Annotated in this window: 30 protein-coding genes; 3 read left to right on the forward strand and 27 right to left on the reverse strand. The window is 44.1% G+C overall.

What is annotated here, in order from left to right; genetic code table 11:
• Positions 1-15: 15 nt before the first annotated feature.
• From NSS67_RS28145 to NSS67_RS28200, 12 genes are all read right to left on the reverse strand, one after another.
• A complete protein-coding gene (locus NSS67_RS28145) occupies positions 16-675 on the reverse strand; it encodes a hypothetical protein (RefSeq protein ID WP_339317044.1) in 660 nt (219 codons plus the stop codon).
• Positions 676-710: 35 nt separating this feature from the next.
• Positions 711-1,208, reverse strand: coding sequence for a hypothetical protein (locus NSS67_RS28150; protein WP_339317045.1), 498 nt, complete (start codon positions 1,206-1,208; stop codon positions 711-713).
• Positions 1,209-1,228: 20 nt separating this feature from the next.
• Positions 1,229-1,609 carry a hypothetical protein gene (locus NSS67_RS28155; protein ID WP_339317046.1) on the reverse strand — a complete coding sequence of 127 codons (381 nt, stop codon included), beginning with the start codon at positions 1,607-1,609 and terminating at the stop codon, positions 1,229-1,231.
• Positions 1,610-1,624: 15 nt separating this feature from the next.
• Positions 1,625-1,768 (reverse strand): hypothetical protein, encoded by a 144-nt coding sequence (locus tag NSS67_RS28160; protein WP_156113062.1) that lies wholly within the window; start codon positions 1,766-1,768, stop codon positions 1,625-1,627.
• Between the two features lie 7 nt (positions 1,769-1,775).
• Complete coding sequence (locus NSS67_RS28165) at positions 1,776-1,985, reverse strand: hypothetical protein (RefSeq protein WP_339317047.1); 210 nt, start codon at positions 1,983-1,985, stop codon at positions 1,776-1,778.
• A gap of 56 nt (positions 1,986-2,041) precedes the next feature.
• Positions 2,042-2,911 carry a hypothetical protein gene (locus NSS67_RS28170; protein WP_339317048.1) on the reverse strand — a complete coding sequence of 290 codons (870 nt, stop codon included), beginning with the start codon at positions 2,909-2,911 and terminating at the stop codon, positions 2,042-2,044.
• A gap of 11 nt (positions 2,912-2,922) precedes the next feature.
• On the reverse strand, positions 2,923-3,972 hold the full coding sequence (locus NSS67_RS28175) for a hypothetical protein (RefSeq protein WP_339317049.1): 1,050 nt from the start codon (positions 3,970-3,972) through the stop codon (positions 2,923-2,925).
• A gap of 12 nt (positions 3,973-3,984) precedes the next feature.
• Positions 3,985-5,430 (reverse strand): ATPase, T2SS/T4P/T4SS family, encoded by a 1,446-nt coding sequence (locus tag NSS67_RS28180; protein WP_339317050.1) that lies wholly within the window; start codon positions 5,428-5,430, stop codon positions 3,985-3,987.
• Complete coding sequence (locus tag NSS67_RS28185) at positions 5,427-6,491, reverse strand: hypothetical protein (RefSeq protein ID WP_339317051.1); 1,065 nt, start codon at positions 6,489-6,491, stop codon at positions 5,427-5,429. Before NSS67_RS28185 ends, NSS67_RS28180 begins: the two co-directional genes overlap by 4 nt.
• A gap of 12 nt (positions 6,492-6,503) precedes the next feature.
• Positions 6,504-7,247, reverse strand: a complete 744-nt coding sequence (locus tag NSS67_RS28190; RefSeq protein ID WP_339317053.1) for an SAF domain-containing protein — start codon at positions 7,245-7,247, stop codon at positions 6,504-6,506.
• Between the two features lie 175 nt (positions 7,248-7,422).
• The gene (purU, locus tag NSS67_RS28195) at positions 7,423-8,322 is read right to left on the reverse strand and encodes a formyltetrahydrofolate deformylase (protein ID WP_339317054.1); all 900 of its coding nucleotides are present in this window, start codon (positions 8,320-8,322) and stop codon (positions 7,423-7,425) included.
• Between the two features lie 65 nt (positions 8,323-8,387).
• Positions 8,388-9,497, reverse strand: a complete 1,110-nt coding sequence (locus NSS67_RS28200) for a deoxyribonuclease IV (protein ID WP_339317055.1) — start codon at positions 9,495-9,497, stop codon at positions 8,388-8,390.
• 172 nt (positions 9,498-9,669) lie between these two features.
• Between NSS67_RS28200 and NSS67_RS28205 the strand changes: the two genes are divergently transcribed.
• On the forward strand, positions 9,670-10,134 hold the full coding sequence (locus NSS67_RS28205; RefSeq protein WP_339317056.1) for a DUF2621 domain-containing protein: 465 nt from the start codon (positions 9,670-9,672) through the stop codon (positions 10,132-10,134).
• 38 nt (positions 10,135-10,172) lie between these two features.
• Positions 10,173-11,078: a TIGR01777 family oxidoreductase gene (locus NSS67_RS28210; RefSeq protein WP_339317057.1), complete on the forward strand. Its 906-nt coding sequence runs from the start codon at positions 10,173-10,175 to the stop codon at positions 11,076-11,078.
• A 28-nt stretch (positions 11,079-11,106) separates the two neighbouring features.
• On the opposite strand, the gene NSS67_RS28215 is transcribed toward NSS67_RS28210, so the two are convergent.
• The 13 genes from NSS67_RS28215 to NSS67_RS28275 form a co-directional block, all read right to left on the reverse strand.
• Positions 11,107-12,753 carry a DUF6382 domain-containing protein gene (locus NSS67_RS28215; protein ID WP_339317058.1) on the reverse strand — a complete coding sequence of 549 codons (1,647 nt, stop codon included), beginning with the start codon at positions 12,751-12,753 and terminating at the stop codon, positions 11,107-11,109.
• Positions 12,754-12,771: 18 nt separating this feature from the next.
• Positions 12,772-13,281, reverse strand: coding sequence for a prepilin peptidase (locus tag NSS67_RS28220; RefSeq protein WP_339317059.1), 510 nt, complete (start codon positions 13,279-13,281; stop codon positions 12,772-12,774).
• 24 nt (positions 13,282-13,305) lie between these two features.
• The gene (locus tag NSS67_RS28225; protein WP_339317060.1) at positions 13,306-14,298 is read right to left on the reverse strand and encodes a TadE/TadG family type IV pilus assembly protein; all 993 of its coding nucleotides are present in this window, start codon (positions 14,296-14,298) and stop codon (positions 13,306-13,308) included.
• Between the two features lie 18 nt (positions 14,299-14,316).
• Positions 14,317-16,584 (reverse strand): hypothetical protein, encoded by a 2,268-nt coding sequence (locus tag NSS67_RS28230; RefSeq protein ID WP_339317061.1) that lies wholly within the window; start codon positions 16,582-16,584, stop codon positions 14,317-14,319.
• A gap of 60 nt (positions 16,585-16,644) precedes the next feature.
• Positions 16,645-17,316, reverse strand: a complete 672-nt coding sequence (locus NSS67_RS28235) for a TadE family protein (RefSeq protein WP_339317063.1) — start codon at positions 17,314-17,316, stop codon at positions 16,645-16,647.
• Complete coding sequence (locus NSS67_RS28240; protein WP_339317065.1) at positions 17,313-17,501, reverse strand: Flp1 family type IVb pilin; 189 nt, start codon at positions 17,499-17,501, stop codon at positions 17,313-17,315. Before NSS67_RS28240 ends, NSS67_RS28235 begins: the two co-directional genes overlap by 4 nt.
• Before the next feature lie 13 nt (positions 17,502-17,514).
• Positions 17,515-18,387 (reverse strand): type II secretion system F family protein, encoded by an 873-nt coding sequence (locus NSS67_RS28245; protein WP_339317067.1) that lies wholly within the window; start codon positions 18,385-18,387, stop codon positions 17,515-17,517.
• Positions 18,388-18,400: 13 nt separating this feature from the next.
• Complete coding sequence (locus NSS67_RS28250; protein ID WP_339317069.1) at positions 18,401-19,204, reverse strand: type II secretion system F family protein; 804 nt, start codon at positions 19,202-19,204, stop codon at positions 18,401-18,403.
• 23 nt (positions 19,205-19,227) lie between these two features.
• Positions 19,228-20,469, reverse strand: coding sequence for a CpaF family protein (locus NSS67_RS28255; RefSeq protein ID WP_339317070.1), 1,242 nt, complete (start codon positions 20,467-20,469; stop codon positions 19,228-19,230).
• Positions 20,462-21,625 carry a hypothetical protein gene (locus tag NSS67_RS28260; protein ID WP_339317071.1) on the reverse strand — a complete coding sequence of 388 codons (1,164 nt, stop codon included), beginning with the start codon at positions 21,623-21,625 and terminating at the stop codon, positions 20,462-20,464. The genes NSS67_RS28255 and NSS67_RS28260 overlap by 8 nt, the downstream gene beginning before the upstream one ends.
• Before the next feature lie 188 nt (positions 21,626-21,813).
• A complete protein-coding gene (locus NSS67_RS28265) occupies positions 21,814-22,248 on the reverse strand; it encodes a DUF6526 family protein (RefSeq protein WP_339317072.1) in 435 nt (144 codons plus the stop codon).
• Positions 22,249-22,329: 81 nt separating this feature from the next.
• Positions 22,330-22,749: a thiol-disulfide oxidoreductase DCC family protein gene (locus NSS67_RS28270; protein ID WP_339317074.1), complete on the reverse strand. Its 420-nt coding sequence runs from the start codon at positions 22,747-22,749 to the stop codon at positions 22,330-22,332.
• A gap of 95 nt (positions 22,750-22,844) precedes the next feature.
• The gene (locus NSS67_RS28275) at positions 22,845-23,123 is read right to left on the reverse strand and encodes a hypothetical protein (RefSeq protein ID WP_149645199.1); all 279 of its coding nucleotides are present in this window, start codon (positions 23,121-23,123) and stop codon (positions 22,845-22,847) included.
• Positions 23,124-23,488: 365 nt separating this feature from the next.
• Here NSS67_RS28275 and NSS67_RS28280 point away from each other — a divergent pair, with 365 nt between their 5' ends.
• Entirely contained in the window at positions 23,489-23,968 is a 480-nt protein-coding gene (locus tag NSS67_RS28280) for a glutathione peroxidase (RefSeq protein ID WP_339317076.1), read from the forward strand.
• Positions 23,969-24,040: 72 nt separating this feature from the next.
• Here the strand turns inward: NSS67_RS28280 and NSS67_RS28285 are convergent, their stop codons facing one another.
• Positions 24,041-24,853, reverse strand: coding sequence for a carbohydrate ABC transporter permease (locus NSS67_RS28285; RefSeq protein ID WP_339317078.1), 813 nt, complete (start codon positions 24,851-24,853; stop codon positions 24,041-24,043).
• Positions 24,854-25,750 carry a sugar ABC transporter permease gene (locus NSS67_RS28290; RefSeq protein WP_339317080.1) on the reverse strand — a complete coding sequence of 299 codons (897 nt, stop codon included), beginning with the start codon at positions 25,748-25,750 and terminating at the stop codon, positions 24,854-24,856.
• Positions 25,751-25,765: the final 15 nt, after the last annotated feature.

A 25,765-nucleotide genomic window follows, 5' to 3' on the forward strand; every position in this document is an offset into this window, starting at 1 on the left:
CAACTCCATCACCTCTTAAACTTCTGGAGAGTTTACGATGTATTTTGTAGCCGAATATTTTTTGTTGTCTACCCAAATAACAAAAGACTTAAAATCTCCATCATAGTAATAGGCTTGGTAGGTATTCATTTTCTGTCCCGGCGCTAATTTCCAACCCCATAAAGCCTCCTTGTCATTCACAGAAGTATCCTTGCTTCTTGGCATAGTCGGATACGCATCTAATTTGTTACCGAATCCTAAACGCCATTTCTCACTTAAATCCGTATAATCTTTTTTAATTGTATTCCCACTATTATTTCCCACTGTAATTTTAGTCCAAATAAAGTACTTCCCTTCTCCAGAATAATTGAACTTCTTAATCAGTGTTTGTGCATCTTTGGACTGTGCATCATAGATCATGATCTTTTCCAAAGTGTAACTCAGCCCACCCGCCGTAACAGTAACAGGCAACTCCAAGTCTTTCTTCAGCCCAAATTTACTAAGGTTATCCCTCATAATAGGCGCTGGTGCTGGTGTTGCTACAGGTTTCACGGTTGCTGTAGGTTTCACCGCAGCTGCTGGCTTAGCCGTAACTACTGGTGTAACCGTTTCCGCATTTGCAACCACTCCCGGTCCCAATACCACGCTAAATAACATTGTCGCTGCCAAAGTCGCTTTTACCACTCTCTTCTTCATCCCCAAATCTCCCCTTAGTCTCAATTGGATTTTTCCTACTTATTGAACTTATACTCCTGCACTGCAGGCACTCTGATTGGCTCTTGTGTTTTGGATCTGGAGATCAGCAGCGGATGTTCCGTCTCAATGACGGCAACAACCGAAGGACCCTCTATGTATTTGGTAATGCCATATTCACTATCCTCGTATAACAGTGGGAAGGTCACTCCATCGGAATCATCAACAATATCGAACTTCACGATCTTCACTTGATTCTTAAAACGGCTGCCCACCTGAGGGGAAAGACCATTATCAAGTCCAAGATTCGCCTGCAAGGCATGCTGAAAAGTATCGTAAGCAAGCGTGGGATCGATAATTAGGCGACCTCGTGTGAGTTCAGTTTCATCTAATTCCTGTGCGGCATCGTGAACTGCTATATTGTTTGCGTCTTTTAGCATGTTGCGCAGCATGTCCCACTCCTGGTTCTGGATCTGAAAGAACCAGGAGTAGATAAAGATCAGTAGGACAAATGCCAGCTTAATAATATAATCCATAAATTAGGCTCATCCCTTAATCAATCGAGATATTCACTCATAATTGACCCATGGCCGTAATATCGGGTCGGCTGCGAGACCGTCGAAAAGTTATACGGAAACAAATTTACCCGCGGCGCAGTTATATACACATCAATTCGTTGTTTGCGCTCCTGAACGGTATCCGTACTACTCGTAATTTCTATGGAACCCTCAGAGAATCCGATCGCCTTCAGATTTGAAATCACCTCGCTCCGCATAGACGCTGTGACCATCCCCTCCGTTGCTGCTTTTTGTGTGATGTAGGACGTATTAGCTTTGACCTGTAAATCTAGCAGATAATCAATATAGGTGAAGATGGGCTGCAGCATAATAAACAGGACAAGCCACATGAATAATGCCCGGAGGACGGTCTCCTTCAATAGAAACGCCTCCTTCTAATATTGCTCTACTTGCTTAGTATGTGTGATGATGTCGTCCTGACTGCTCCCAATGATATGCGTAGCTACTGTGATAAACATCCCTGCGATCACAAAACCAATGGCCAGAAACATTGCAATGGAGATAGAGTCTTTTTTCATAACCGAGTTAAACCGAAGTGTGGGTCAAAATCCGAGCAGTTGCAGTTTGGCTAGAATCCAGCGGCTGAATTAAGGTTACACCCGGGATATCCGGTTTGTTATCATCCGTAGCATCAATTACCTCTCGCACCACTGGAATCAAAACGGCAATTACGATGGCCACACATAAAAAACCGATAGCAATAAACAAACCTGTAGAAATAGCGTCCTTTTTCATTGTTAATATCTCCCTTTTATTTTATATTTTCAAAATAATGTTGAATATACAATTTTTCACTGGAACATGCCGACCCCATTAAAATTCCCTTTGATCAGCAAAATGTACTGCATCGCCAACGCGACAATCATCAGAAAAGTAGCAATCGACGGGATAACATTAATGATCGTAGACAGATCACCGATAAAAGACCACTTTTTCAAATACTGATCACTGGAGATTTTGGAGATAATCTTACCTTGCTCACGCAAATAATTCGCAGCTTCTGTATCGTCGTCCATCCCTTCTGTAGCCAGCAAAATGGACCGGATGTCATTAATAAAACTATGGTTATCCGGAAACTTTGCACAAAACCATTCAATTGCCCCCTCTACACCCTCATCTACTGCTCGTTCTGACAACTCGTACAAGTCCTGACGTATATATTGAAAATGTCCAGCCGTACTCCCACAAAAAGCACCAAATTGCGCATATCCACGCTTGCGTAGCCGATTATTCTCGTATAGACGAATGAAAGAGATCAGCTCACCGTCTTTTTGAATAACTGTTTTTTGATGAAGCCATGCAAGCACCCAGCCAAAGGGAAGATAACGCATCGGACTGCTGATTACGAGAATTAGTAGAGCAATTAGTGAGTCATAGATGGAAAACGAATTGGAACGAATGAAATCGCTGACGACTTGAGTTATCAAATAAATCAGCGCTGCCGAGTAACGGAAAAGCGTAATTTTACGGGCCGAAATCGATAAACCAGAATCATTCAATAATTGCTGAAGTCTATCCCCCTGCACGCGTTCCCCTAGCTCATTCCACCTTAGTCCTAATCGAACAAGATATCGTTCCTGCTTACTGCTACTGCTTACAAAGACAAGTAATGCGACATACACAATCCCGATTACAGTAATTAATAGTAACAATCTGTCCATAGCTCATCACCTTAGTGGTAGTCCAGTTTAGGTCTGGCAAGAATAGTGCTGATCACAAAAGAGATAAAAAGACCAGAGACAATCACCATCAAAAAGGAAAGTCCTACCGTAGTCTCAAACTGCAATTTGAAATAAATATCGGGCTTCAGCATATACATAAAAGTTCCAACCGTAGATACCAGCACCAAGAGATTCCCATATAACCCAAGGCTGATCGCATCTCTACTTCCCGCTTTTACGGTCAGAATAGTTTCCCTCTGTTGCTCCATAGAACGGTTTAACAACATCAGCGAGCTTTTTAAATAACGGGTTCCTTCCTTCTCGGCATAGAGCAGATCCGATATAAACTCTAGTGCGAAGGTAGTGCCAATCGCATTTGAGAATCTTCCAGCTTCCTCAACAAGCTCCCTCTCATTACTGTAATTAGAAAAGGCGGCACCTAGCAGCTTCAAAGGAGCCTTCAGCACATTCTTATCCGTAAGAAAATCCGCTGTCCGATCGAGAATAGAATCTACCGACAAGTGAGTGAATTTGGTGGAGATTTTGACTACATCGAGCAAATCATAGCTTCCATGCACCTTCCTCTGCGCGTAGATATATCTCATACGAAAATAAGGAATCGTTGCAGAAATCACAGCCATAAAAATTGAAAATCTCCAAGCCCCCTGGATCGAGTGTTCTTCATTAAAGGTGATCCCCTCCAGAAAAGGATTGTTAAAGCTCAATCGCCCAGGAAGCTCACTTAGCGTCAGTAGTCCTGATAGAAAAACCGCGATAAACACTATTGCTGTACGCATGACAAAACGCATAACGCTAATGCCCGGTTCATACTTTCGGTGTACGAAATATAGAAGATTATCTAGATGACGGTAGAGCCACAGCCTTTTTCTAACCGAGCTAACTCTTTTTCCAAAAATACTCATTTTATGTTTGATCCGAAAATCTACTTTCTGACCAACCTGCCGTAAATGTCGTTCGATTAGAGGTTTAATAAGCAGCCACATTCCCCACACAATTAACAAATGAAGGACAAAACGAAGAATATACAATAATAAATCCACGGGTTCACCTCCTCACTCGTTAAGAACGATCTTTGATTTCAAGCTTTCTTTGATAGGCTGATCCATTGGTTTTGCTGCTGCAAGTCGTCCCAGCTCTTTCTGGAGCAACTGTGTCGCCTGCTCATTTTTCTTAGTCATCTTCAGAATTAGGTTCCTCGTCAGCTTGTCATTATAGGACCAACCCCTTTTCTGAGGTTCCCAGCGCATCAGATCATTCGCAAATACGGAGTTCTTTTCCTCTTCATAAAAGACTTCCGATACTCGCGTTAGCCGCTTCTTCCCGTTCGGAACACTTTCCAAAATAAACACCAGCTCACATGATTTCAGTGCAGAGATCAAATGCCCCTTAAGACTTCCGCCAATTCTTGTCGACACGGCAAAAGCACCTTGATAAGGAATATCCTCCGAATCTACGGTGTGAAAGGTTCCGGTGATGCCGTCATACCCTTTCTCCCCACTCCACAAATAAAATTCCCATTCGTTATACCGCATCTCCGTCATATACAAAATGTTTGGGTCATGCCGCAGAGACTCCACCCCTACCTCCATCAACTCCTCGTTCGCAGCCTGTATCGGAATAATTCGGTGCCCCTTAATCTGATAAGGTAAAATCGACTCCGGATGCTTCTCGATCATCACCACACCCATACAGGATGAGGATCCGAGCAATTGCTCGCCGACGATCGTATTTGCAAAAGTTGTTTTCCCCGACCCTACAGCACCCGCAATAATGGTGTTACGAAAGGTGGATGATAACGCCCGAATCAATTCAACCGCTTCCACTGGAATACATTCCGTACCCGCCTGATCTTCTAGACTTAGAAACTCTACAACCTGTCGTCGTAGCGATATTGTAGTGAAGCCATCCCATACTCTCGGGGATACCCAAATCGCAAGTCTAATAAATCGACCGGGCCAGAGTGGATCATCCATTTTAAACTCCACCGAGGGGTTGTCCTTGTTCAGCTTTTTGTTGGGATCACTTTTTAATAAGGAACGCTTTAACTGCTCAACCCGATCTAGCGAAGGCATCTCGTACGGATAAGCTATGAACTCACCTTTATGGTTATAAAAGATTTGCTTTCCGATCATCTGAAGTCCAGTTGACTCACTGTATGCACGATCAGTAAACCATCGATACGCTGGTCCGAAACCTTTCCACTCGTGATACAACGCTTCTGCCGCCGTTCGGTATGCTTCTGGTACCTTGCCCGTAAAAGGTGTTTTCCGTAAGTACTTCTCAATCTCATTCATAAAAAAGCTAACCGCCTGCGGATCGCCAATTAGCGCCTTCGCATTTAGCTCGAAGTAGGCATCATCCTCACGTTCCAGCCCTTCGTTCATATCGTTTTTCATTTTTTGCAAAAATGCGTAAAAGTCTTCCTTGCCCGGTTTGCTCATGCGTAGGATACTTTGCTTTAGAGAGAACAACAGTCGATTCGTTTGATTTTCGTTCATAGGAATATACCTTTCTTTTTAGCTTCTGGCGCCAACCCCATCGACACGAGCAGAGAATGTACCTTATCATCCACATGCTGCAGATCTCTTTTACCTAGTGGTAAGCTTTCCTGCAAGGGCTGGTAATACGGTAGCTCCAGCAAGATTTCAGTCCCAAAGCGAAGTGCTAGATTTTTAGGCGAAGATATTTCTTCCACATTACGGCGGTTAATAATCAGTTGAAAATCATGTGGACGTAGATCCATATGCCCAGCAAGCTCTAGTAAAGGTTCGAGTCTGTATTCATGCTTTGGATGAGTTACGATCATGCGCAGTGCTGATTTGTGCATTCCGACATACCACGCAGCGCTTTCCGGAATAGAGCCAAAGTCAGCAATAACCACATCAGCATTCGCCCTAGCTCTAGCCAAAAAATATTCAATCTCATCCTCCTGATAATCTTGTGCACTCAAATAATCGTAGTTGCCTGGAAGATATAAATAACCATCTTGCTTAATCAATTGTTCAAAATCCTCATCATGAATCATCTTCCCTGTAAGCCTTGATCGAAGCCTATCCAGACTGATGATCGTTTTACAGTCAAATCCGGGATCATACAAATCAAGTCCAAGGACAATAACACGAAGGCCTGCCGCGGCAATCCGCCTTGCGAACAGCTTTGCTACACTAGTGCAGCCAATCCCCGGTCCTGAGCCAAAAAAACCAACCAGATTCCTTCGCTCCTCACCATCCTCGTCTAAAATAAAACGAATCTTCTCTATCACCACTGACGAGGTAGAACGAGGAGGGATAAAATATATCCCTAAGCTTTCACACAACATATGTACAGCTTGGTAACCACTTATTCCCTTTTGCAAATATACATACAGGATCGTTGATCTTGGATAATTCCGGCGCAGTTCGCTAAGTGACTGAGCTTGGATCTGGTCACTAGTAACCATTAACATATGGTCCTCTACATGAGATGGATCAGGAAGAACACTTTGTGTGATTACAATAAACCCTGCATTTTTGATATCATTAATGGTTAACTGGTCTATGCCTAGACTAAATATTTTCAAGGCTCTTCCCTCCTACTCGACCCGTACTATCCACAGCTTCTTACCCTGCTCCAAAAATTGTCCGAGGCGTTGTCCATCACTTTTCTTCAGCTTCAATTCCGGTGTCGCCACCTTGCCAGTCGAAGTGAACCGATTATTGTTATTGCCCTTTTCTGAATCCAGCACATCATTATTGTCTTCTGTTCGCACATAGTTCACCGTGATCCCAGATAAAAACACCTCTTTTGCAGGTTCACTAAGTGAGCTTTGCACGCTCAATTCTTCCCCTTCCTCCTTGTTATTTGAGCTAAGCGATTCACTCCTCTTCTCTCGGTCTCCATCTACAAGATAAATATCTACCTTATCCCGGCTGCGCAGTGAACCATTGATGGCATAGATGGCCTCCTTCGGTATAGGAAAGATCCCTTCATCCTCTAAGGGCTCTAAATCACTAACATCCACGAGCGATGCCGTCAAAATACTTCCGTTAGTCAGATTTACATTCGTAATTTTATGCTCCACCTGTGAGATTTCTGTAATTACGCCAGAAGGTATATCCTTGGTCTGAACAGAATCCAAATACACATCACTTGCTTTCAGCTCATAGTTTTTGGGAAGAAACTCCCCGCCCACCACCTTAATTTTGACCACGGTCCGCGATAGTACGTAGGGCTTGAAATAAAGATCATAGCCCAGCAGTCCGCCGACTCCAGTAATCAAAATAAGACTTGCGAATAAATAGTTACGTTTTAACAATTGCCTGCGCTGTAAAGCCAAACTTTCCACCTCCTTAACCACATAATTTTTGAAACGACAAAAAGCAACTTGGCGTAAATAGCCAAGCTGCTGGTAAAATGCTTTTTTACCTGTAGAGATTTAGAGAACTATTAGATTATTGGGTTCCGGTGAAAGCCCTCAGGCTTACATCGTAGCTTTCACCGGAAGTTAACCTCTATTTAAATACTACAGTCTTATTCTGATGGACGAGGATCCGGTCTTCGATATGCCATTTCACCGCACGAGCCAGAACAATCCGCTCAATGGTGCGTCCAATTCGCTTCAGCTCGATAACATCATCACTGTGGCTCACCCGCTGCACATCCTGTTCAATAATCGGGCCACCATCAAGCTCTTCTGTAACATAGTGAGCAGTTGCTCCGATAATTTTCACTCCGCGCTGATACGCTTGAGCGTAGGGATTACCGCCAATAAAGGCTGGCAGGAAGGAGTGGTGAATGTTAATAATCTTGTGGCGATAATGCTCAATAAACGACGGAGAAATAATTTGCATATATCGTGCCAAAATAATAACATCGATATCATCTCCGATGACCTCAAGCTGACGTTTTTCCGCCTCAGCCTTAGTATCCGCCGTAACTGGAATATGGTGAAAAGGAATGTCAAAGGACTCGACATACGATTTCATGTCCAAATGGTTACTAACGACGAGAGCAATGTCGGCATCTAGATCGCCAGCTTGCCACTGCCAAAGCAACTCTACAAGACAGTGGTCTTCTTTAGAGACAAATATTGCTAGTTTTTTCTTATGACGAACATTAAAAATCTTCCAGTTCATCTTAAAACGCTCGGCCACTCCGCCAAACTGAGAGCGAATCTCTTCCAGACGATCTCCTAATTCAGGCAGGTCAAACTCAACTCTCATAAAGAACATTCCGCCATCTGGATCCATCGTATACTGATCCGATTGCACAATATTCGCACCATGCTGATACAGAAAGTGTGATACAGCTGCCACAATTCCCGGTCCGTCAGGACAGGAAATGAGCATACGCGCCCGGTTGGAATATGACTCGGCACCTGACGAATTGTTTCTTTTTACGTGTACTTCCATGATCCTCATCCCATCCTCTCATCTACATGTGCAATCTGAAGTCTAGCTTAAGCATGAACGAGCAATTACTTGCCAGCTAACCATGCAATCAAGCGATGATTAATAGCTTCCTCGCTCAGCCCAGGGAATAGCTCGGCAGCGATGACTTCATCATATAGACGCTCCAACGGTTCACGTGGATCAGCTTTTTTAGCCTTGGCATCGTTCTTCAGTATCTCCCAGACATTAAGCACATATTGACGGGAATCGATCTCCTTATTAGCAAAAAACTCGCGCAGTTTTTCAACATCCTCTATAAACTCCGGTCCAAATCGTTCAGCTACGTTACCACGAAGCAAAGCAATCTCCACCTCATACATCGGACGCTGTTTCTTCGCATCCTTGCCAACCCATGGTGTCTCCAAAATGAAAGGCAGACCTGCCAATTTCTCATGATGGACGATTTTGTTAATCGTATCAAAACCGATCCAACCCGAACCAATTGGAGTATGACGGTCTTTACCTGCTCCACATGGATTTTTACTGTCATTGATGTGGATGACCCCAAGACGATTCAAGCCAATAATCTCATCAAACTTGTTAAGAACGCCATCCAAATCATTAACGATATCATAGCCAGCATCATGAATGTGACAAGTATCAAGACATACGGACAAACGCTCGTTATGTTCAACCTTATTAATGATCGAAGCAATCTCCTCGAAGCTGCGTCCGATCTCTGTTCCCTTACCAGCCATAGTTTCTAGGGCGATATGAACTTCCGTTTCATTGGTTCCCCCAAGAACCTCATTTAGACCATCAGCAATCCGCTGGATACCATATTCAGCATCCTTATCAGTGAACGCACCTGGATGTAATACGATATGCTTGACCTCAAGTGCATGCGTACGGCGAATTTCCTCTTGCAAGAAATCAACGGCTAACTGATACGTATTCTCCTTGTAGGAAGCGAGATTAATAATGTAAGGTGCGTGGACGACAATCTCCTCCACACCGTTTTCTTTCATTGCTTGCTTCCCTTCAACGGGATACATGGCATCAATCGGCTTGCGGCGCGTGTTCTGTGGCGCTCCTGTATATATCATAAATGAGCTGGAACCATACTCATTTGCTTCATTTGCTGCGGTCAAAAGACCCTTGTCCGAGCAAGACACATGTGAACCTATTTTCAGCATACTTCTTCCCTCTTTCCTTCACGAATTACCCCCTATTCTACCGTGATCAGAAAAATAAATCTAGACAAGGTCAATATGCTGGGTTCTGCTTCGCAAAACTTTGGAAATAAGCTATACTTTAATATGAGATTAAATTTTGTGAGAATACTCATTGCCAAAAGGTGGTGTATGCATGTCTATCCAATCAGGACTTGGTTTATTATCCGCAACACCGAGCAATTGGTTCATGAACTCTATCGCTTTCTGGACATTTATGCTGCTGGGTTCCATGTGTATCGGCGGTTTTTTTATGTTCCGAAAATTTCTAAAGGTATTGCCTAAAGCCGATGGAAAATCAAAGCTAGACTGGCAAAATTACTGGGTGGAACGCAGCCGTTCACTCTGGAGTGATGAATCAAAAGCTTTTTTGGACCAGCTTGTACAGCCTGTTCCTACTCCTTTTCGCGATATCGCCAAACATTCTATTGCTGCCGAGATCGGTAAGATCGCAGTAGAAAGCAATGCGAAAGAGGTTACTCGTGATCACTGCATTAAAGGTTACATAGTCGCCACACCGCGACGTGACAATCGTTTCCTCGTTAATTTTCTCGAAAAGAATAAAATCGACTACTCTGCTTACCAGCATTTATTTAAGTGATTGTATCAAATGTTGCGTTCAGAACGGAGGCCAACCTTATGAAATATGTGGTATGTGGCGGCACCGGTTTTATTGGCAGCGAACTAACAAAATACTGGCTACTGGCAGGAAACGAAGTTGTAATCGTCGGTCGCAATCTACCTAAAGCTGCGTCATATCATCCTAAGCTGAGTTACCACACTTGGGACAGCCTTAACGCTGATTCAACACCCGTGGAAAATGCGGATGCCTTGGTCAATCTCGCTGGAGCTTCTCTTAGCCAACGTTGGAGTCCAAGCGGTAAGCAAGCGATTATGCAATCACGTCTTGCAACCGTTTCCTCAGCCGCAAAGCTACTCGATCGTTTGAATCATAAGCCTTCTGTAGTCATTCAAGCGTCCGCTGTAGCTATTTACGGAACTTCTTTACAAGATACCTTTAGTGAATCATCAGCATCCCATGTCATGGATTTCCCTTCTGACGTGGTTAAGACATGGGAACAAGCATCAGATGAAGCATACAAGAATATCCGTGTGATCAAGTTGCGTACTGGGGTTGTGCTCGGCAATAAGAGCGGTGCTTTCCCCAAGATGAATCTTCCCTATTTACTGGGCTTTGGCGGTAACATCGGCACGGGAAACCAGTGGGTCTCCTGGATTCACCTGACAGATATCGTTCGTCTGATCGATTTTTGCATTCAGAATCCCTTGATAGCAGGACCAGTTAATGCCACTGCTCCACATCCGGTTACGAACGAAGAGTTCGGTAGAACGATCGGCAAAGTGTACAAACGACCACATTGGTTCCCGCTGCCCGCTATCCTGTTAAAAATAGCAGTAGGTGAATTGTCCGAGATCCTCCTCAAAGGACAACGTGTCCTTCCATCGGCGGCATTAGAGCAAGGCTTTATCTTTACCTTCCCCACACTTCAAACCGCTTTAGAAGATTTGAAAAGCCAAAAATAGCAGAATCAACATTCTTTTCTTGTACCCTTCATCCCATGTGGAATGTGTAACTTCCTTTTACAATCTTAAATACGGCCCCCTCTGTCAGCGGGTATTCTTTATAAGGGATCATGGCTTCGCCTTGAAAAAACGTCCCGTTTCTGGAGTCCAGATCCTTTAGAACGTACCCGTCTGGGCTCCTAGAAATCTCAACATGCACTCTTGATGCTCCTTCTGATCTTTCTACATACTGAGCTACTTCTGCCGAGCGGCCGATGATGAAGCTAGTTCGGTTTAACGCAATGGTTTCCACCTCCGCCTCTTCCTCATCGCTTCTTTTGAGATAAGGAACATTTCGAGCTATCTTGTCATTTCGTTTGCCTTGCTCAGGTGTTTCTTCCCGTGATAATAAGGCCGTTGGCGCTACAGGCACTGGTGGTGTTACAAAACTATGTTCCTCTGATCTTGATTCAAATCGTGCAGATGGAACGCTAGATAAGGGATCAGGTTGATGCTGATCTGCCTTTGGAATCGATGCCGCCTGACGAGCAGTACTTACTGGATTCCTACCGAAATTCCATTCCAATTCTCTTCGACTCGAACTCCAGTTTGTATCTTCAGCATCTTCACTTGTATGATCCTTTTCTTCGTCATCTCCAAGCCTTAGCCTTCCGCTCCATACCATCCAGCTAAAGACAGCCAATACGATCGTTGCAATGCCACAAACCGTTAGCCATAATAGCTTTGGACTATCCAAATATAGAAATTTCCATAATAAAGCATCTACCAATAAGCATCCTAGAATTAAATAAGTTCTTGTACTTGAGGATTGTGAATTCGTCAACGTATCATCCTCTAGAAAATGAGGCGACCTCTCCTCTTCTTTTATTTTTAGACTGGGATAACTACTTAACCAAGGAGCTGAGTTATGTGGCGTATTTAGAACCTTTTCCTCATTCCGCTCATTTATTTTTTTCTGGGGAGCAGCTACCTCATTCACAAACAGTTCCTTTGCTCTTTCTTGCATTCGCCTTTCTGGTTCTATCGGACGCGCTTCTGTCATCTTAAGTGTGCTGGGTGCCATTTCTTCATTACTATTGAATGCTCTTCTACTAGAATCTCCCTCCGTTAACAACTCTGAGAGAAGACCCTTTAAGCCTGCTGGTGTAAATTCTTCTTCACCACAGTATTGCAATAATCTCTGAACACCACTGCCCGTAAGCTCTGTGATAGACGCCATTAGCACCATGATCAGCGACTTGAGGGACTCTCCCAGCCTAGAAGCAGGCACATTCCCTTGAATAGGGATGTAGGTGAGGTATACCTTCCCACTCTGCAATGTTCCTTCTATAAAAATATAATCTTCATGCAAAGCATACTGATCCGCCCGCAGCATATATAACCTGCCATCTTCCATCCCTTGAGAAATTTGCAGAAGTAATCCAAAAAATGAGGTCATGCTCAGCTTCTCACTTTTGAGCAAATGACTAAGCATTTTTTTACGCGAAACAGCATATTCCATGGTAACCTTCAAATCGATTTCCCTAAGTAACAATCTTAAATGATGAGGAATGTCAGTGTTCATCAGCATACGAGCTTGAACCATATTAAGCTTACATGCCGGCATCCCTTCTGGTTCGCCAAGCATCATATATATACCGTCCTGCTGCATAAAGTCACGGGTTAATCCGAACAACAAGTATCACCTCCTAAATTAAAAATATAGATAAGCGCATATGGAACCGGGGACTACAGCCAGCATGAAAGGAAATCTCAAAAGTTCACTATCTTTATTTTTTAATAGGAAATGGCTCTTCAATAATATGAATCCAGAAATTGTACTAATGATCTTACGCGAACGTCTGCCTGTCTCCCGTCTCTTTAAGACAATTAGCCACCCTATTAAAGCTCCAAACAGTACGGAGTACATCACGACCTGCAACGTAAACAATATTCCTGTCCACGCCCCGATCCCGGCAAAAAGCTTAACATCCCCCGCACCAACCGCCCCCACCAAATGCATGATCAGAAGCACTGTAAATCCTGCAGTAGCACCCACACCAGCCTTCAACAGTCCATCCCAGCCGTTCATCAGCGCTTGAGCAAGCAGACCCGCAAGCAAGCCTGACACAGTGATCCAGTTTGGTATTCTCATTGACTTAATATCTGTAATAAGTGCTGCTGCCAGAAACGGCAGACACCCCCAGAAGGCCCACTCCGCCATAGATTACACTCCTTTCCCCTCCACTCATTTCACTACTGTGAACATAACCTCAATAGATCTCCCATCATCGAGCTGTATTACAAATGGCCACGAGCCCGGTGTGGTATTTACACCAATTTTCCACTCCCACTCGATATATCCCTCCGCATCCGCTTGTTTCCAGCCTAAATACTTAGCAGTGCTCCCCCCGCTTTTATAAAATACGGACAAGTTAGCGGAAGCATTCGGCGGAATTTTGGCACGAACCTTGCCTTGTTTATTGGCTACAGCTGGATTCGGTTTTTCTAAAATCTCAATGAAATCCTCTGGTTTTCCAGTACCGTCAACGACCTTATTTATACCCTCTCCTGTATCCCCGATCCAAAGACGTTCAACAGCACTTGCCTCTAGGACAATGCTTTGGTTTAGAAAGGGCACCTTCATTGGTAGCTCATAGCTAACAACCAATCCAAAGTAAGGTCGGGTATCCTTCTTTAACTCAGGCACGATAATGTTGGATACATGAATTCGCTCATAATCCAGTAATTCTGATGACAGATACGGCTTCAATAAGGGTTTAATCGCTAGATCCAGTGCACTCTCAGAGGTCTCAGCCTGTAGCTTCTGCAGAGGTCCCTCGCCCTTCTCTAAAGCCGACATGACCCACTCATTCAGCGGCTTGGGTAATGACATTGCATAGCTACTGCCCCAATCTGTAAGTGACAAGCGGGGAATCGTCCAATTCGATTTAGCTTGATTGCCAGCGGATAGATCCGTACCACCCTTCACTGGATCAGCATCAGTTTCACTTGTTGCTCCCCATTTCTGCACCGCCAAAGCTGCCGGGTACATATGCGTTGAAATAGATTTCACAGTATCGGATGCTGTGCTTTGTAAGGCTGTCGAATACAAGGTCATCTGTACGATAGAAATCAGGAACAGAACAAACAGTAGGAAGATCGGAAGAACCATCGCCGCTTCTACTACCATGCTGCCATCTTCCTTCGTCTCCCCCCTAATCCGGTACCCGTCCCTCATATCCTTTCTAACCTCCCGCTAATAGGAAAAATCAGCTTGCACTGCTCTCAAATATGTACTGCCTTGCACATCTCCAGAATACCCAGCGCTATAATCCAATAGCTTCACTACACCTGGCAGAAACCATAGCCGCATTCCGAGCCTAATATTCGATGATACATATGTGTTTTTTTCATCTGGATTTATTCCTGTGTTCAGACGGATTAGAGCCAGTATCCGAGATAACTGAACGTCCCCACCTCCATGCATCATCATGAACAAACGTAAATGATCACGATAAGTCAGCTTGGCTGGCAAGTATTTGGACAAAGGAACTTCATTCTTCTCACATAGCAGCAGCATGTCCTGAAAGGCTTGCTGGATACCATACAACAGTGCCGCGGCCAGAACAGCCAGCGGATTTCCCAAGCTTGCCTTCTCTATAAAACCTTCCATCATTCGAATGGACAGCCGCATCGCGAATATTTCAGCATAGGCTGCGGCCACATTTCCAGCGGGATTATGAAATCCATAAAGAATGTATTCTAGCTCCTGTGCGTGAGGGTTAAGCTGGTCTGTAAGCTCGGTTGTGCTCTCTGCGGAACCCGGTGCTAAAGTAGCTAACTTCGAAACATCAAAATGCTGAAAATAGTGGGCAGAATACTCTGTTTGAAAAAGCCTGTCTCTTGCTCCTGCCATAATGCCACCCATTGCTGCATAGATTCCGTCCATATCCTCCATCGCCGAGCTCCCAGCAGCATACGGGTCTAAGCTAACTTCAGATTTAATGAGTGAATCAGTTAATAATCCTTCATTAAAAGCAACATTCTCCTCATAGTATTGACGAAGTGTTTGATAGCCTTCCAGAGAATCTGTCACCCCTTCACCCATCAATCGAATCTTATCGAGCAATGCTCTTCCCTCACCCAGCTTCGATTTAGCCTCTTTCTCCAATTGCTTACGCTCTTTATCTGAGCTACGGTGCTGTTCGATAACAGCCAAATCACTAGTGACAATACTTCCATTCTCACCGTAATTTTCTAGATAGTTATTCATCACACGTGAAGCTTCAAGAACAGAGGAAATCATTCGGTAGGAGTCACCATAAACACCCAAAGCTTCATTTAATACTCCTGACAAACCTGTTACTATCGGTTCAATAGCGTCATAAGCCCTATGTTGCGTGGATAAACTATTCTCCATACGACTTAAATCAGTCGAGGAGAGAATCAACGCCTCTTCCTGCTCACGTAGCTTTTTAAGTGGCTCTGAGCTTATCTCACCTGAGCTTCCCGGAATATCCCAGTCATTAGCAGGATCATCCGATAGATTTCCGCCCTCCATTCGAGACTGTTCCAATACATCTCTCATCTCGTCATTCAATTGCTGTGCCTTGTTTAATGCTTCTTTCGCTTCCTCTATTAATCTTCCATGTTCTTCATGAAAAGCTGTTAATAAGGCAGGAAGTCGCGATAGCATCTCATTAGTTCGACTCTGGTAGAGTGACAATTGATAGGTGTACTTTGCTGGATTTTTACTATCACGATAAAGATCATCGTAGTATTTTCCAAGGTAGTCGCTATACTGTGCGGGTATATCCGCGGCCGATTGCATACTTCCGAGCGAACTGCCTGAAATGGACTCACCGGGAGGATTCATGATCCATAAAAGCAACCCCCTTCCACTCTCCGCAGCTTGGCTTCTCCGCTCTAACATAAGATCCAATGCCTCTTCTCGCTCGTCATAAAGCGGCTGCAGCTTACTGAGTAATTCAGTAGCCCGAGAGGCCTCTGCCATTACTCCTGACATTGGCTTGAATTTACCTGCCAGCTCCAAAGCGAAATCTACCGGAGCCTTATATTTCATCTCTTCCAGTATTTGTCTTCGAACAACATCATAGCTACCAAGTGGTCGACTCCATTCCAAAGATGAGGATTCCAGCGCGATGGGTACGAGGTTGAATGCATCACTCCGACCACTTTTATACAAATTATCATTTAACACCTGGGACAGCAGCATATCCCCGTCACTCTCTCCGAATGCGAATAAACCATACTTTTCTCGTAGCTCAACATTGTAGGATGACATTACAGAGCGGACGCTAGCCCCAGCTAGACGTTCTTCCTGAACATTGAATGCAGCAATCCGTGCATAATCAATCAGCACAGCGGTAAATAAAAAGACGAAAGCTAGCACCATGATTAGGAAAATCGAGACCGAACCTTCCGTTTTGCTCTTAATCTGCCCCTGTCTATGACTCTTCCGACTCTTTCCGTTAACAAGGCAGCTGGTAAAGATGCTTCTCATCAAAACCTCCCTCCTTATCCCCGCTCTGTATGAATACAAGCTCCACTAGCAAAGGTATATTCATTCCTTCTGAAGCTTGGTCATCATTGCGGAAGCATCCTTCTTCTCCATGTTGACTGCAGATCCACTCCCCTCCGAGCCTCCTTTAAACTTAGCCCCGAAGTAACGCATCAGGTCGACCGTACGAATAAACTCAACAGGCTCAGCGATGATAGATTGAGCTTTTACCTTGGGTCTCGCCTCATCTGACAGGACTTCATCAAGCACAGGTAAGTGCAGTAGACGATTTAACTCAGCGTTTACTTTCCGTCCGGTAAGCGAATATGCGTAGTTCATATTTCCCGGCATATTATTCGGAATCATAGAGGACGAATGTCTGAGTTTAAGCACTGGTAAATCACTTTCATCTGACACTTCACCAGGTAACTCTATAGTCACGCCACCACTTCCAGCTTCTCCGCCGAATAATGAGGCTAGCAAAGCATCGTCTCCAATTCTCCAATAAAGGGAGTCATACTCACCAGCAGCATAGGAGCCAGAAACCTCTTTATGGCTGTTGTCCCAATTGTAAGCCGCACGCTCAGTAGCCCCTGAGGCCACTTGCAGCAGCATAGACTTCTGGTAGCTGTACAAACAGAAGAACAGAAGAAGCATCGTAATACACATGACCATCGGCAACAGAAGAGAAGCTTCAATGGTAAAGCTACCTCGATCGTCCTTAAGCTTGTTCACTCGAATACTTCCTGGCTCTTTTCTCCCGCAGTTTTAATCAAAGCCTCCACTACCTCCTGAATTTTGTCCTTAAACAAAAGAACGACCGCAATCAGCACAGCAATAATCAGAATCATTTCCAGTGTCCCCAGGCCTTCCTCGTCATTCCAAAAGCTCTTCGCACCACTTAACATTGTCATCATCATTAGTTTCACCCTCCTACATTTTTAACATCATGAAAGCTGGCGTTCCCACCAGCACAATTACTATTAAAAAGATAACTACCATCGGAAACACCAATTTTGAGGAAGCCTGCTCCCCACGTGTCCGGCTAATAGCCTTCCGTTTGTCCCACAGCATCCGCGATAGATCACGCAGCGACAACACAAAATCTGCTCCACCCCTGCGGTAATTCAGCAGTACCGTCGTTGTGAATAACGACACCTCCTGCACAGCGCATCTCTTACTGAAATTTTCGAAAGCCTGCTGAAATGAATAACCCCCCTCCCATTCACTGGTCATGATCCTAAGCTCCATATACAGTGGATGATTAATATCACCTCGGTAGCTTTCCACACAGCGGATAATCGCCCGTTGCACAGTCTCACCTGCTCCAACCAGCAGCACAATGCTATTCAGAAGCTCTGGCAATTCGAGCATAATATTTTGCTCTCTTACCCTCACCTTTTTATGTAAGTCACTGACCATTGCCGCTGGTAGAGCTACTGCCAAAAAAGAACCCAAAATCACGCCTGTCTGATCGTCGCTGACCCAAGTGATTAAGCTCCCACCCACTAGCAGCAGCCAGCCGTAGCTTAACATCTCACCCGTGAATAGCAGGGTTCGCTCTGCGCTGTAACGCATACCATAACTTCGCTGCAGGGAACGTTGAATTCTGAACATCAACGATGGAAATCGGCTGACGATGCCGCTTTTCTCAATGAGCAACAACAGCGGTTCACCCAGCTTCCGAAGTCGTAAGCCATCCATAGGAAGCCCTCGTAATCCGGCGTACCTTTTCCCGCATTGAAATCGCAAGATAACCCAAACAACAAGTAAAACAATAGTGCCTACTGCACATAACCATCGCATGATTCCATCCCCCTCACAGCGGAATGTCCATTATTTTAGTAGTCCAGAGATAACATAAGAACAAAGCCACAAGGGCGAGCGTCGATATAGATATCCCTGCTCCCGTGTACATAGGTTCCATATACTCCCCGGCAGTTAAACTCATAAAGATCACCATGATCAATGGGGATATTAGCAGCGCCTTAGCCTCGAATTTCTTCTGAGCTATGCTTACAGCAATATCCTGCTGGATATCCAGCTTCTCCCCGATAATTGTTGACGTACGGCGCACTACTTCTACAAGATCACCACCTGTTCGTTTACAGACAGAAAACACGTCAGCGAACCGCTCGATATCCTCCATTCCTGCTCTTTCACTGAAATCACGAAGCGCTTCTTCCACTGGCTGACCGTATTCCATGCGCGTACAGATAATATTTAGCTCCGAGATCATATCGCCGCCCCCTTCCGGATCAAGCATACGCAGATCCTGAACCGCTTCCCGGAAAGCATTCTCGACCGAACGCCCGGCTGAAAGTGAGGAAGACAGCGAGAATAACGTCTGTTTAAACTGAACATTAAGCACACTTCGGCGTCTTTTAAGCAAATAATTACGCAGCATACGAGGTGCATAAAGACCGCCCAGCATTAGTAGTAACGACAATATCCAGTGATGATAAAAAAGATATCCCACTCCAAACAGCAACAAACTACCTACAGCGATAGCCAGAATTTTCTGTATAAAGGTCAACTCGTATACCGTATAATCCGGCAATAATGAACGACCTCCAGAATCTGCTTCCACAGGCTTTGCAGCAGTAATCTTAAGCTTAAGCACTACCTCTTACCTCCTTTTAGACTTCAGAATCCATGCTGTGATAACGGGTAGGAGGTTACACCTGCCATTCTAAGCTTTGCGGTATGCATTAGCGGGTTTCCACAAGAAACCAGCCCCCCTTGTACCCTTCCCTCTCGCTCACCGGACTCTTGAAATTCATATAGAGGATTCAAGACTACTTCTCCATCTTTTAGACTCGCAACCTCACTAATTTCCATCACTCGCCTAGATCGATCACGCAGCCTGGACAAGTGTACGAAAATATCAATCGCCGATGAGATTTGCTGACGAACAACCGTTACCGGCAGATCCGCAGCACTTAACACCATCGTCTCCAGTCGACTAACCATATCGTGCGCGCTATTTGAGTGACCCGATGATAGTGAACCATCGTGGCCAGTGTTCATCGCCTGCAGCATATCAAGACATTCCGCTCCCCGTACCTCACCTACAACAATTCGATTAGGTCTCATCCGCAGCGAAGAACGAATCAACTCTCGAATGGAAATCTCCCCTCTACCTTCTGTATTGGCATTCCTAGTCTCTAGTGAAACAAGATTTGGCACCGTTACAATCTGTAGCTCAGCGGAATCTTCTATCGTAATGACCCTCTCATGTGAGGGGATAAACTGAGATAACGCATTTAGAAAAGTGGTCTTTCCCGAGCCGGTTCCACCGCTAATAAAAATGTTGTATTTAGCAGCTACTAAAATTTGCAGTAGCTCTGCTGCTTCCTGACTTAAGGCTTCACGCCCTACTAATTCATCCATCGTCATTGGTGTCTCTGGGAATTTACGAATGGTCATCGCTGGCCCTTTCAGCGAGACTGGTGGAAGTACAATATTTACTCGGGATCCATCCTTCAGCCGAGCATCAACGATAGGAGAGGAATCATTCACTACCCTGTTAACACCGGAGACCACGGTTTGGATAATATCCTCCAGTCTGCTGCTGGATTCAAATTCCAAAGGAAGACGACGAATCTGACCTTCCTCTTCTATAAAAATATCAGTATGACTGTTGATCATAATCTCCGTGATCGCCGGATTATCCACTAATGGCTGAAGCACATCCAATCCTCGGAAGGAGTCGAATAATCTCTTCACAAGCTCATGCTTCTCCTGTGCTGTTAAATAACGGAGACTTCCACTTTCTAGAACCGTCCGTTCAATATAACTGGTGAGTTCACGGTTCTCTACGGCAGAAGTTACGTCAAGTCCTGCACGAATATCGCTCCGAAGCGCCCTGAACATCTCCTCATTCATGCAAGTTCTTCCCGGTAAATACCTGCGGAAGCGCTGGCTCAACTATCCGCTTACATAGCTGCAGGATTTCTCGCTGAAATTGTGGAGAATTCAAAAAGAGCTCCTCGCGGTGCTGGAGTGTCCATGAAGGAATAAAGGGGAACGCTCCTTCAATCGTAATTCCTTCTGGCGGCACCCACTCATCCGAAATATCCGTAGCAAAATTCACTACAAATCTACTCTTATCTACTACATGGGATGGCATACCCGAATTAGGAGTATTGCAATGCGACAGCCATCTCATCGTCTTGTGTACACTTACAGCATCATTTCTCAGCACCCACAATAGAATTCCACATCTATGAAGCACCGCCTTAGCTCGTTCTTCCTCAATGCTTCCGGTATCCACAATTACAATGTCAAAGTTTCTCTCCGCTACTAGCCGCTCTAGCAAATCTAGCGTATCCTGCATAGTCATCTGTAGCATTTCCTTCACATTATTAACCGGCCTAAAAGCAGCACTTCGGAGGTGATCATATCTAATGAAGTATTGTCCTAATTCAATCGTATCCGCTTCACCCTTATCTCGGCTGGCCTTTATTTCATAAAGCAGCCGCTCTAGTCCAGGTGTATTTCCTGCAGGTAGCCGGAGAAACAATCCACTACTGTCTACACTTTCAAGGTTCAGATAAAATACCGAGAGGCCCATTTCACCAAGCTGCTTGACCATATTTAGTGCTATCGTGGTTTTGCCTGTGTTCCCGCTAGAAGAGACAATACCCAGCAACAGTGTTTCATCTAGCACGGAGGTACCTCTACTTCTTTGAACTTCACAAAGCTGAAGAAATGCTCCCAGAAGAGAAGGTAACGCCTGATACTTTGCAATCATCACGCCTCCCGCCAATCCTTTAGCACTCTTACTGAGATAACCTCCATCCTCACTCAAGACTGCCCATGGAACTGTGTTTCTTCCCTCCACTATCCAGGTCTCGATGAAAGAAGAGTCCCCCACAACAGCATCTGGGATATCCTCCCCCCTCATAAATTCAATAAAAGCATCCATTCGACTAAAAGCCGTAATACGTAGCATTTCCCCGTACTCACTGTGATGTAGATAGTGCAGCAATGGTTCGATATATTGACTTTCACGCACTGCGAGCACAATCCTTGCCGCCATGAAACCACTCTCCTTTCGATAAGAAGAAAATCCATTATTGTCTCAAAAAAAGACAGCAAAAAAAGCACCGACAATAACCGTGGATACGGTAATTGAACGGTGCTTCCGTCACTATTCCTTTAATTTACAGCTATAGTAGCATATATATAAGAAGGCAGCAATAAGTTTTTTCGCACACTAGCTGGATACTATACTCTCATCTTATCTTCACGCCAGTTCTTAATGGCAGACCGAATATCGGCAGGCTTGAGCTTCTCCTTCACTGCCCGCTGACACAGTGCTGGAAACTCATCGTCCCCTGCATAACGCAGTGCTATAATTTGAGCTAATTCAAGCTCTGGGCTCAAAGCCTCACCCGTCAGACGGAAATACCGGAACTGTTCTTCCACTCTCACTATACGGTCCTGATTTTTTGTCGCATATATACGAATTCTTGTAATCGCAAATAGTAGGCATAAGGACAAGCCGAATAACAGCAATGGCGCCGTTAAAGCACCATCATCACGTATCTCTTGAACAGCATAAATCGCCGACCATACAAACAAGATTAGTGCAAGCGGCATTGTTACAAAATGATAAGGCCAATCGAAACGCATAAATCCTTTAGGCTTTCCTTTATTCATAATTCATCTCCTCATTTTGTATGACTTGCATAGTGCTTAGCTTGGTCTCACCGGATTAGCCATGACTACCCAAATTCCGGTTCACAAAAATCGTTGTTTAATCTCTGGTGTTGGAAGTAAGCACTGCTCATCACGTCCAAACCAACGGTAACGATTCTTAGCTACATACCGGTACAGGGCATTACGGATTGGTCGCGGCACTACGATGAACACATACGTTACAGGCCAAGGAAATCTCAGTCTACGCGCAATGCGCAGTACTGCGGCTGACTCTGTATAACACACACCGTTCTCCAGCAATACAACCGTGTTCAATTGTCCAGTCGGAAGTCCAGCCTCATGCATTAGCTTAGCGGCAATTTCACTTTGTAAAGGCGCGAATAGAAATTTGGCCTTGGGATCACGCGGGATGATGAAACGAATCAACCCCTGGCAAAGATGACACACCCCATCAATTAACACAATGGATTTATTTTGCATAATGTTCAGCTCCTCGTCCATGACTCCCCCTCCCTAATAAAGATAAGTGTATCGCATATTTTGGGTAAACAAAAACGCGGGATATCAATCCCGCGCCAACATGTACCGTTCTTTAATTATTCAGCAATTGCCTTTTCAATCCATTGATCGCCGATCATTTGTCCTTCGAAATCAGCAGTGAATGCTTCCATGCATTTGCAGATGAAGTCTTTGCGGCAAATTGGACATGGAGTTTTAAGCAGGCGGCTGATGTTCGTCATTTTCCATTCCGGAACCCGATTATAAAACGCGCGGCACTCCGTTCCATCAGCAAGCTTGATAATGAACTCGTACAATCCTTCCTTATCGTTGCTGCTGGCTTTGGTCACATTCGTAATATTCGGTCTGTAAGACATCTTCATCACCCATTATTTAAATTTTTGGTTGTAAATTGCACACGCAACATATTCTCAGATACTTAGACATATTAAAGAATTTTAAGGGTGATGTCAACCAAAGACGGCTAACACGGAGGCTATTTATCACTCTTTTATGATCAACGTCTCTATTCAGCCATTATTTCCATTAAATATATACAGATACATTTAATCTATAAACATTAATTGAACCTCAATTCTACTTTAAACAACTGGCGCAATTTGAAACGTAACGCATGGACGTTAATGATTCACAATACTTTCTTATTTGGCTCCACGTCATAAATGGTGTACAATTAAATTGCTACAAATTAAAGTTCGAAATTACAAAGGAGGTGGCATCCATGGGTATTTATGATTTTGAAGTCAACACTCTTCGGGGTGCAGAGGAATCATTATCCAAGTACAAAGGCAAAGTGCTCCTTGTTGTGAATACAGCTAGCAAATGTGGATTTACTCCCCAGTATAAAGGGCTTCAGGAAGTATACGAGAAATTTAAAGATCGCGGATTCGAAGTGCTTGGCTTCCCAAGCAATCAGTTTGCAGGGCAAGAGCCTGGCAATAGTGATGAAATTTCAGAATACTGCGAGATTAATTATGGAGTAACATTCCCGATGTTCGAAAAGATTGATGTAAAAGGCGATGAAGCTCATCCACTATTCAAATATTTATCCAAGGAAGCACCGGGTGTCTTAGGCTCAAAAAGCGTAAAATGGAACTTCACCAAATTCCTGGTTGACCAAGAAGGACGTGTTCTTAAACGGTTCGCTCCTAAAACTACTCCTCAGCAGATCGAATCCTATATCTCCAAGCTTTTGAAATAATCCATTTGTAAAAGGATACTCCCCACATCAATCAGCCCTTGCTGATATGCGGCTAAGTATCCTTTTTTTGGTCTACCCCTTTATCCCTGTAAACGCGATGCCCTTCACAATCTTTTTCTGGAAAATCAAAAAGAATATAATCGCAGGAAGTGACGAGAGCAGACTGATCGCCATCGGAGTCACATAATCTACAGTGAAGGAGCTTAGTAGCGTTGGGATTCCGACCGGCAATGTAAATTTAGTCATATCCGTAATGACTAGGAATGGCCACAGGAAGCTGTTCCATGACTGCAAAAAGGCTAGAATTCCTAATGCAAATAGTGAAGAAGAACCGATGGGTATAATCATACGCCAAAAAATCGTGAATTTACCCGCACCATCTATTTCTGCGCTTTCCATCAATTCCTTCGGAATCGCATCCATGAACACCTTTAATACGATAACAGTAAACGGGGCTGCTGCACCTGGAATAATGAGCACAGTCAACGTATTGAGCAAATGTAGATTTTTAGCCACCTGAAACTGAGCGATTGCGATGACCTCAACAGGAATCATCATCCCCGCAATAATTAATAGATAGATCCATTTTCCTCCCGGTAAATTCAGCTTCGATAAAGCATAAGCAGTCAGGGAGCACAACACGATCACAAGAAGGCTATGCAGTACAGCAACAATTAAACTGTTACTTAACCATTGCAATAACATCGTGTCTCGTAAAATACGCACAAGATTATCGAAGGTGTAAGGTGGACTGAACCAATCGACAAAAGAGTTAATCTTCTCTGCATTCTGCTTCAGAGCGATGACAGTCATCCAAAGAACGGGTAATAAGAACGTAAGCGTACATATAAAAGCAAACAGTATAGCACTTAAGCGCGGTTTCATTTACAACACATCCTCAGATATTTTTCGACGTAATCGTAGCTGAATCAGTGCAAGTATAAATAATATCAAAAACATCGGAATGGACATCGACACGGAATACCCAATGCGATCGTTCGTAAATCCTTGCTCATAAATGTATTGAATGATCGGCTTTGTCGTGTTGTTCGGTCCACCCTTTGTCATGTAATAGATCTGAGGGAACACTTTATAGGAAGCGATAATTTGTAACATCACAATCGTACTTGTAATTGGTAGCAGCTGAGGCACTGTAATAAAGCGAAATCGTTGCCAAGCTGTAGCTCCATCTAAGGATGCCGCTTCGTAATAACTGTCAGGTATATCCTGCAGCGCTGCGAGAAATAACAGCATATTCGTACCTACCGTCCACCATAAAGTTACCGACAGAATACTAAACCATGCGGTACCTGTCTGACCCAACCACGAAATGCTAGCATCAGGAGGTAGGATATGTACAAAGCGTAATAATGTGTTCATTAGTCCAATCGAAGGGTTATATATATAGATTCCCAAATAGGAAATAACAGTCACTGATAGCACCGAAGGAAGAAAAAAAACTGTCCGAAAAAAGCTTTTTAACGGTGTATTTAGATTACACATTAGGGCCGTTCCTAATGCTAATAGAATCATCAATGGCGTGGATAACAAAACAAAGAAACTAGAATGCCACAATGATGACCAGAACTGGCTATCCCGCCATAAGTATATATAATTATTTAAACCTGTATAGGATATGGGACCTGTAATTCCCCATTTATAAACACTCATAAACAGACCATACATGATCGGCCAAATCGTAAAGACCAAATATATAATCATAAACGGAACAATGTACAACAGATATCGGTATCGGTTCTCCTTCTTCATCTTGTTCGACATCCCCATATCTCCCTC

The organism is Paenibacillus sp. FSL R10-2734 (genome assembly GCF_037963865.1).
Classification (GTDB): Bacteria; Bacillota; Bacilli; order Paenibacillales; family Paenibacillaceae; genus Paenibacillus_AQ.

Coding starts and splice junctions, on each gene's coding strand:
- NSS67_RS28145 (WP_339317044.1), bottom strand. CDS start 675: ATGAAGAAGAGAGTGGTAAAAGCGACTTTGGCAGCGACAATGTTATTT.
- NSS67_RS28150 (WP_339317045.1), bottom strand. CDS start 1,208: ATGGATTATATTATTAAGCTGGCATTTGTCCTACTGATCTTTATCTAC.
- NSS67_RS28160 (WP_156113062.1), bottom strand. CDS start 1,768: ATGAAAAAAGACTCTATCTCCATTGCAATGTTTCTGGCCATTGGTTTT.
- NSS67_RS28165 (WP_339317047.1), bottom strand. CDS start 1,985: ATGAAAAAGGACGCTATTTCTACAGGTTTGTTTATTGCTATCGGTTTT.
- NSS67_RS28170 (WP_339317048.1), bottom strand. CDS start 2,911: ATGGACAGATTGTTACTATTAATTACTGTAATCGGGATTGTGTATGTC.
- NSS67_RS28180 (WP_339317050.1), bottom strand. CDS start 5,430: ATGAACGAAAATCAAACGAATCGACTGTTGTTCTCTCTAAAGCAAAGT.
- purU (WP_339317054.1), bottom strand. CDS start 8,322: ATGGAAGTACACGTAAAAAGAAACAATTCGTCAGGTGCCGAGTCATAT.
- NSS67_RS28200 (WP_339317055.1), bottom strand. CDS start 9,497: ATGCTGAAAATAGGTTCACATGTGTCTTGCTCGGACAAGGGTCTTTTG.
- NSS67_RS28205 (WP_339317056.1), top strand. CDS start 9,670: ATGTCTATCCAATCAGGACTTGGTTTATTATCCGCAACACCGAGCAAT.
- NSS67_RS28210 (WP_339317057.1), top strand. CDS start 10,173: ATGAAATATGTGGTATGTGGCGGCACCGGTTTTATTGGCAGCGAACTA.
- NSS67_RS28220 (WP_339317059.1), bottom strand. CDS start 13,281: ATGGCGGAGTGGGCCTTCTGGGGGTGTCTGCCGTTTCTGGCAGCAGCA.
- NSS67_RS28225 (WP_339317060.1), bottom strand. CDS start 14,298: ATGAGGGACGGGTACCGGATTAGGGGGGAGACGAAGGAAGATGGCAGC.
- NSS67_RS28230 (WP_339317061.1), bottom strand. CDS start 16,584: ATGAGAAGCATCTTTACCAGCTGCCTTGTTAACGGAAAGAGTCGGAAG.
- NSS67_RS28240 (WP_339317065.1), bottom strand. CDS start 17,501: ATGATGATGACAATGTTAAGTGGTGCGAAGAGCTTTTGGAATGACGAG.
- NSS67_RS28245 (WP_339317067.1), bottom strand. CDS start 18,387: ATGCGATGGTTATGTGCAGTAGGCACTATTGTTTTACTTGTTGTTTGG.
- NSS67_RS28255 (WP_339317070.1), bottom strand. CDS start 20,469: ATGAATGAGGAGATGTTCAGGGCGCTTCGGAGCGATATTCGTGCAGGA.
- NSS67_RS28260 (WP_339317071.1), bottom strand. CDS start 21,625: ATGGCGGCAAGGATTGTGCTCGCAGTGCGTGAAAGTCAATATATCGAA.
- NSS67_RS28265 (WP_339317072.1), bottom strand. CDS start 22,248: ATGAATAAAGGAAAGCCTAAAGGATTTATGCGTTTCGATTGGCCTTAT.
- NSS67_RS28270 (WP_339317074.1), bottom strand. CDS start 22,749: ATGGACGAGGAGCTGAACATTATGCAAAATAAATCCATTGTGTTAATT.
- NSS67_RS28275 (WP_149645199.1), bottom strand. CDS start 23,123: ATGTCTTACAGACCGAATATTACGAATGTGACCAAAGCCAGCAGCAAC.
- NSS67_RS28280 (WP_339317076.1), top strand. CDS start 23,489: ATGGGTATTTATGATTTTGAAGTCAACACTCTTCGGGGTGCAGAGGAA.
- NSS67_RS28285 (WP_339317078.1), bottom strand. CDS start 24,853: ATGAAACCGCGCTTAAGTGCTATACTGTTTGCTTTTATATGTACGCTT.
- NSS67_RS28290 (WP_339317080.1), bottom strand. CDS start 25,750: ATGTCGAACAAGATGAAGAAGGAGAACCGATACCGATATCTGTTGTAC.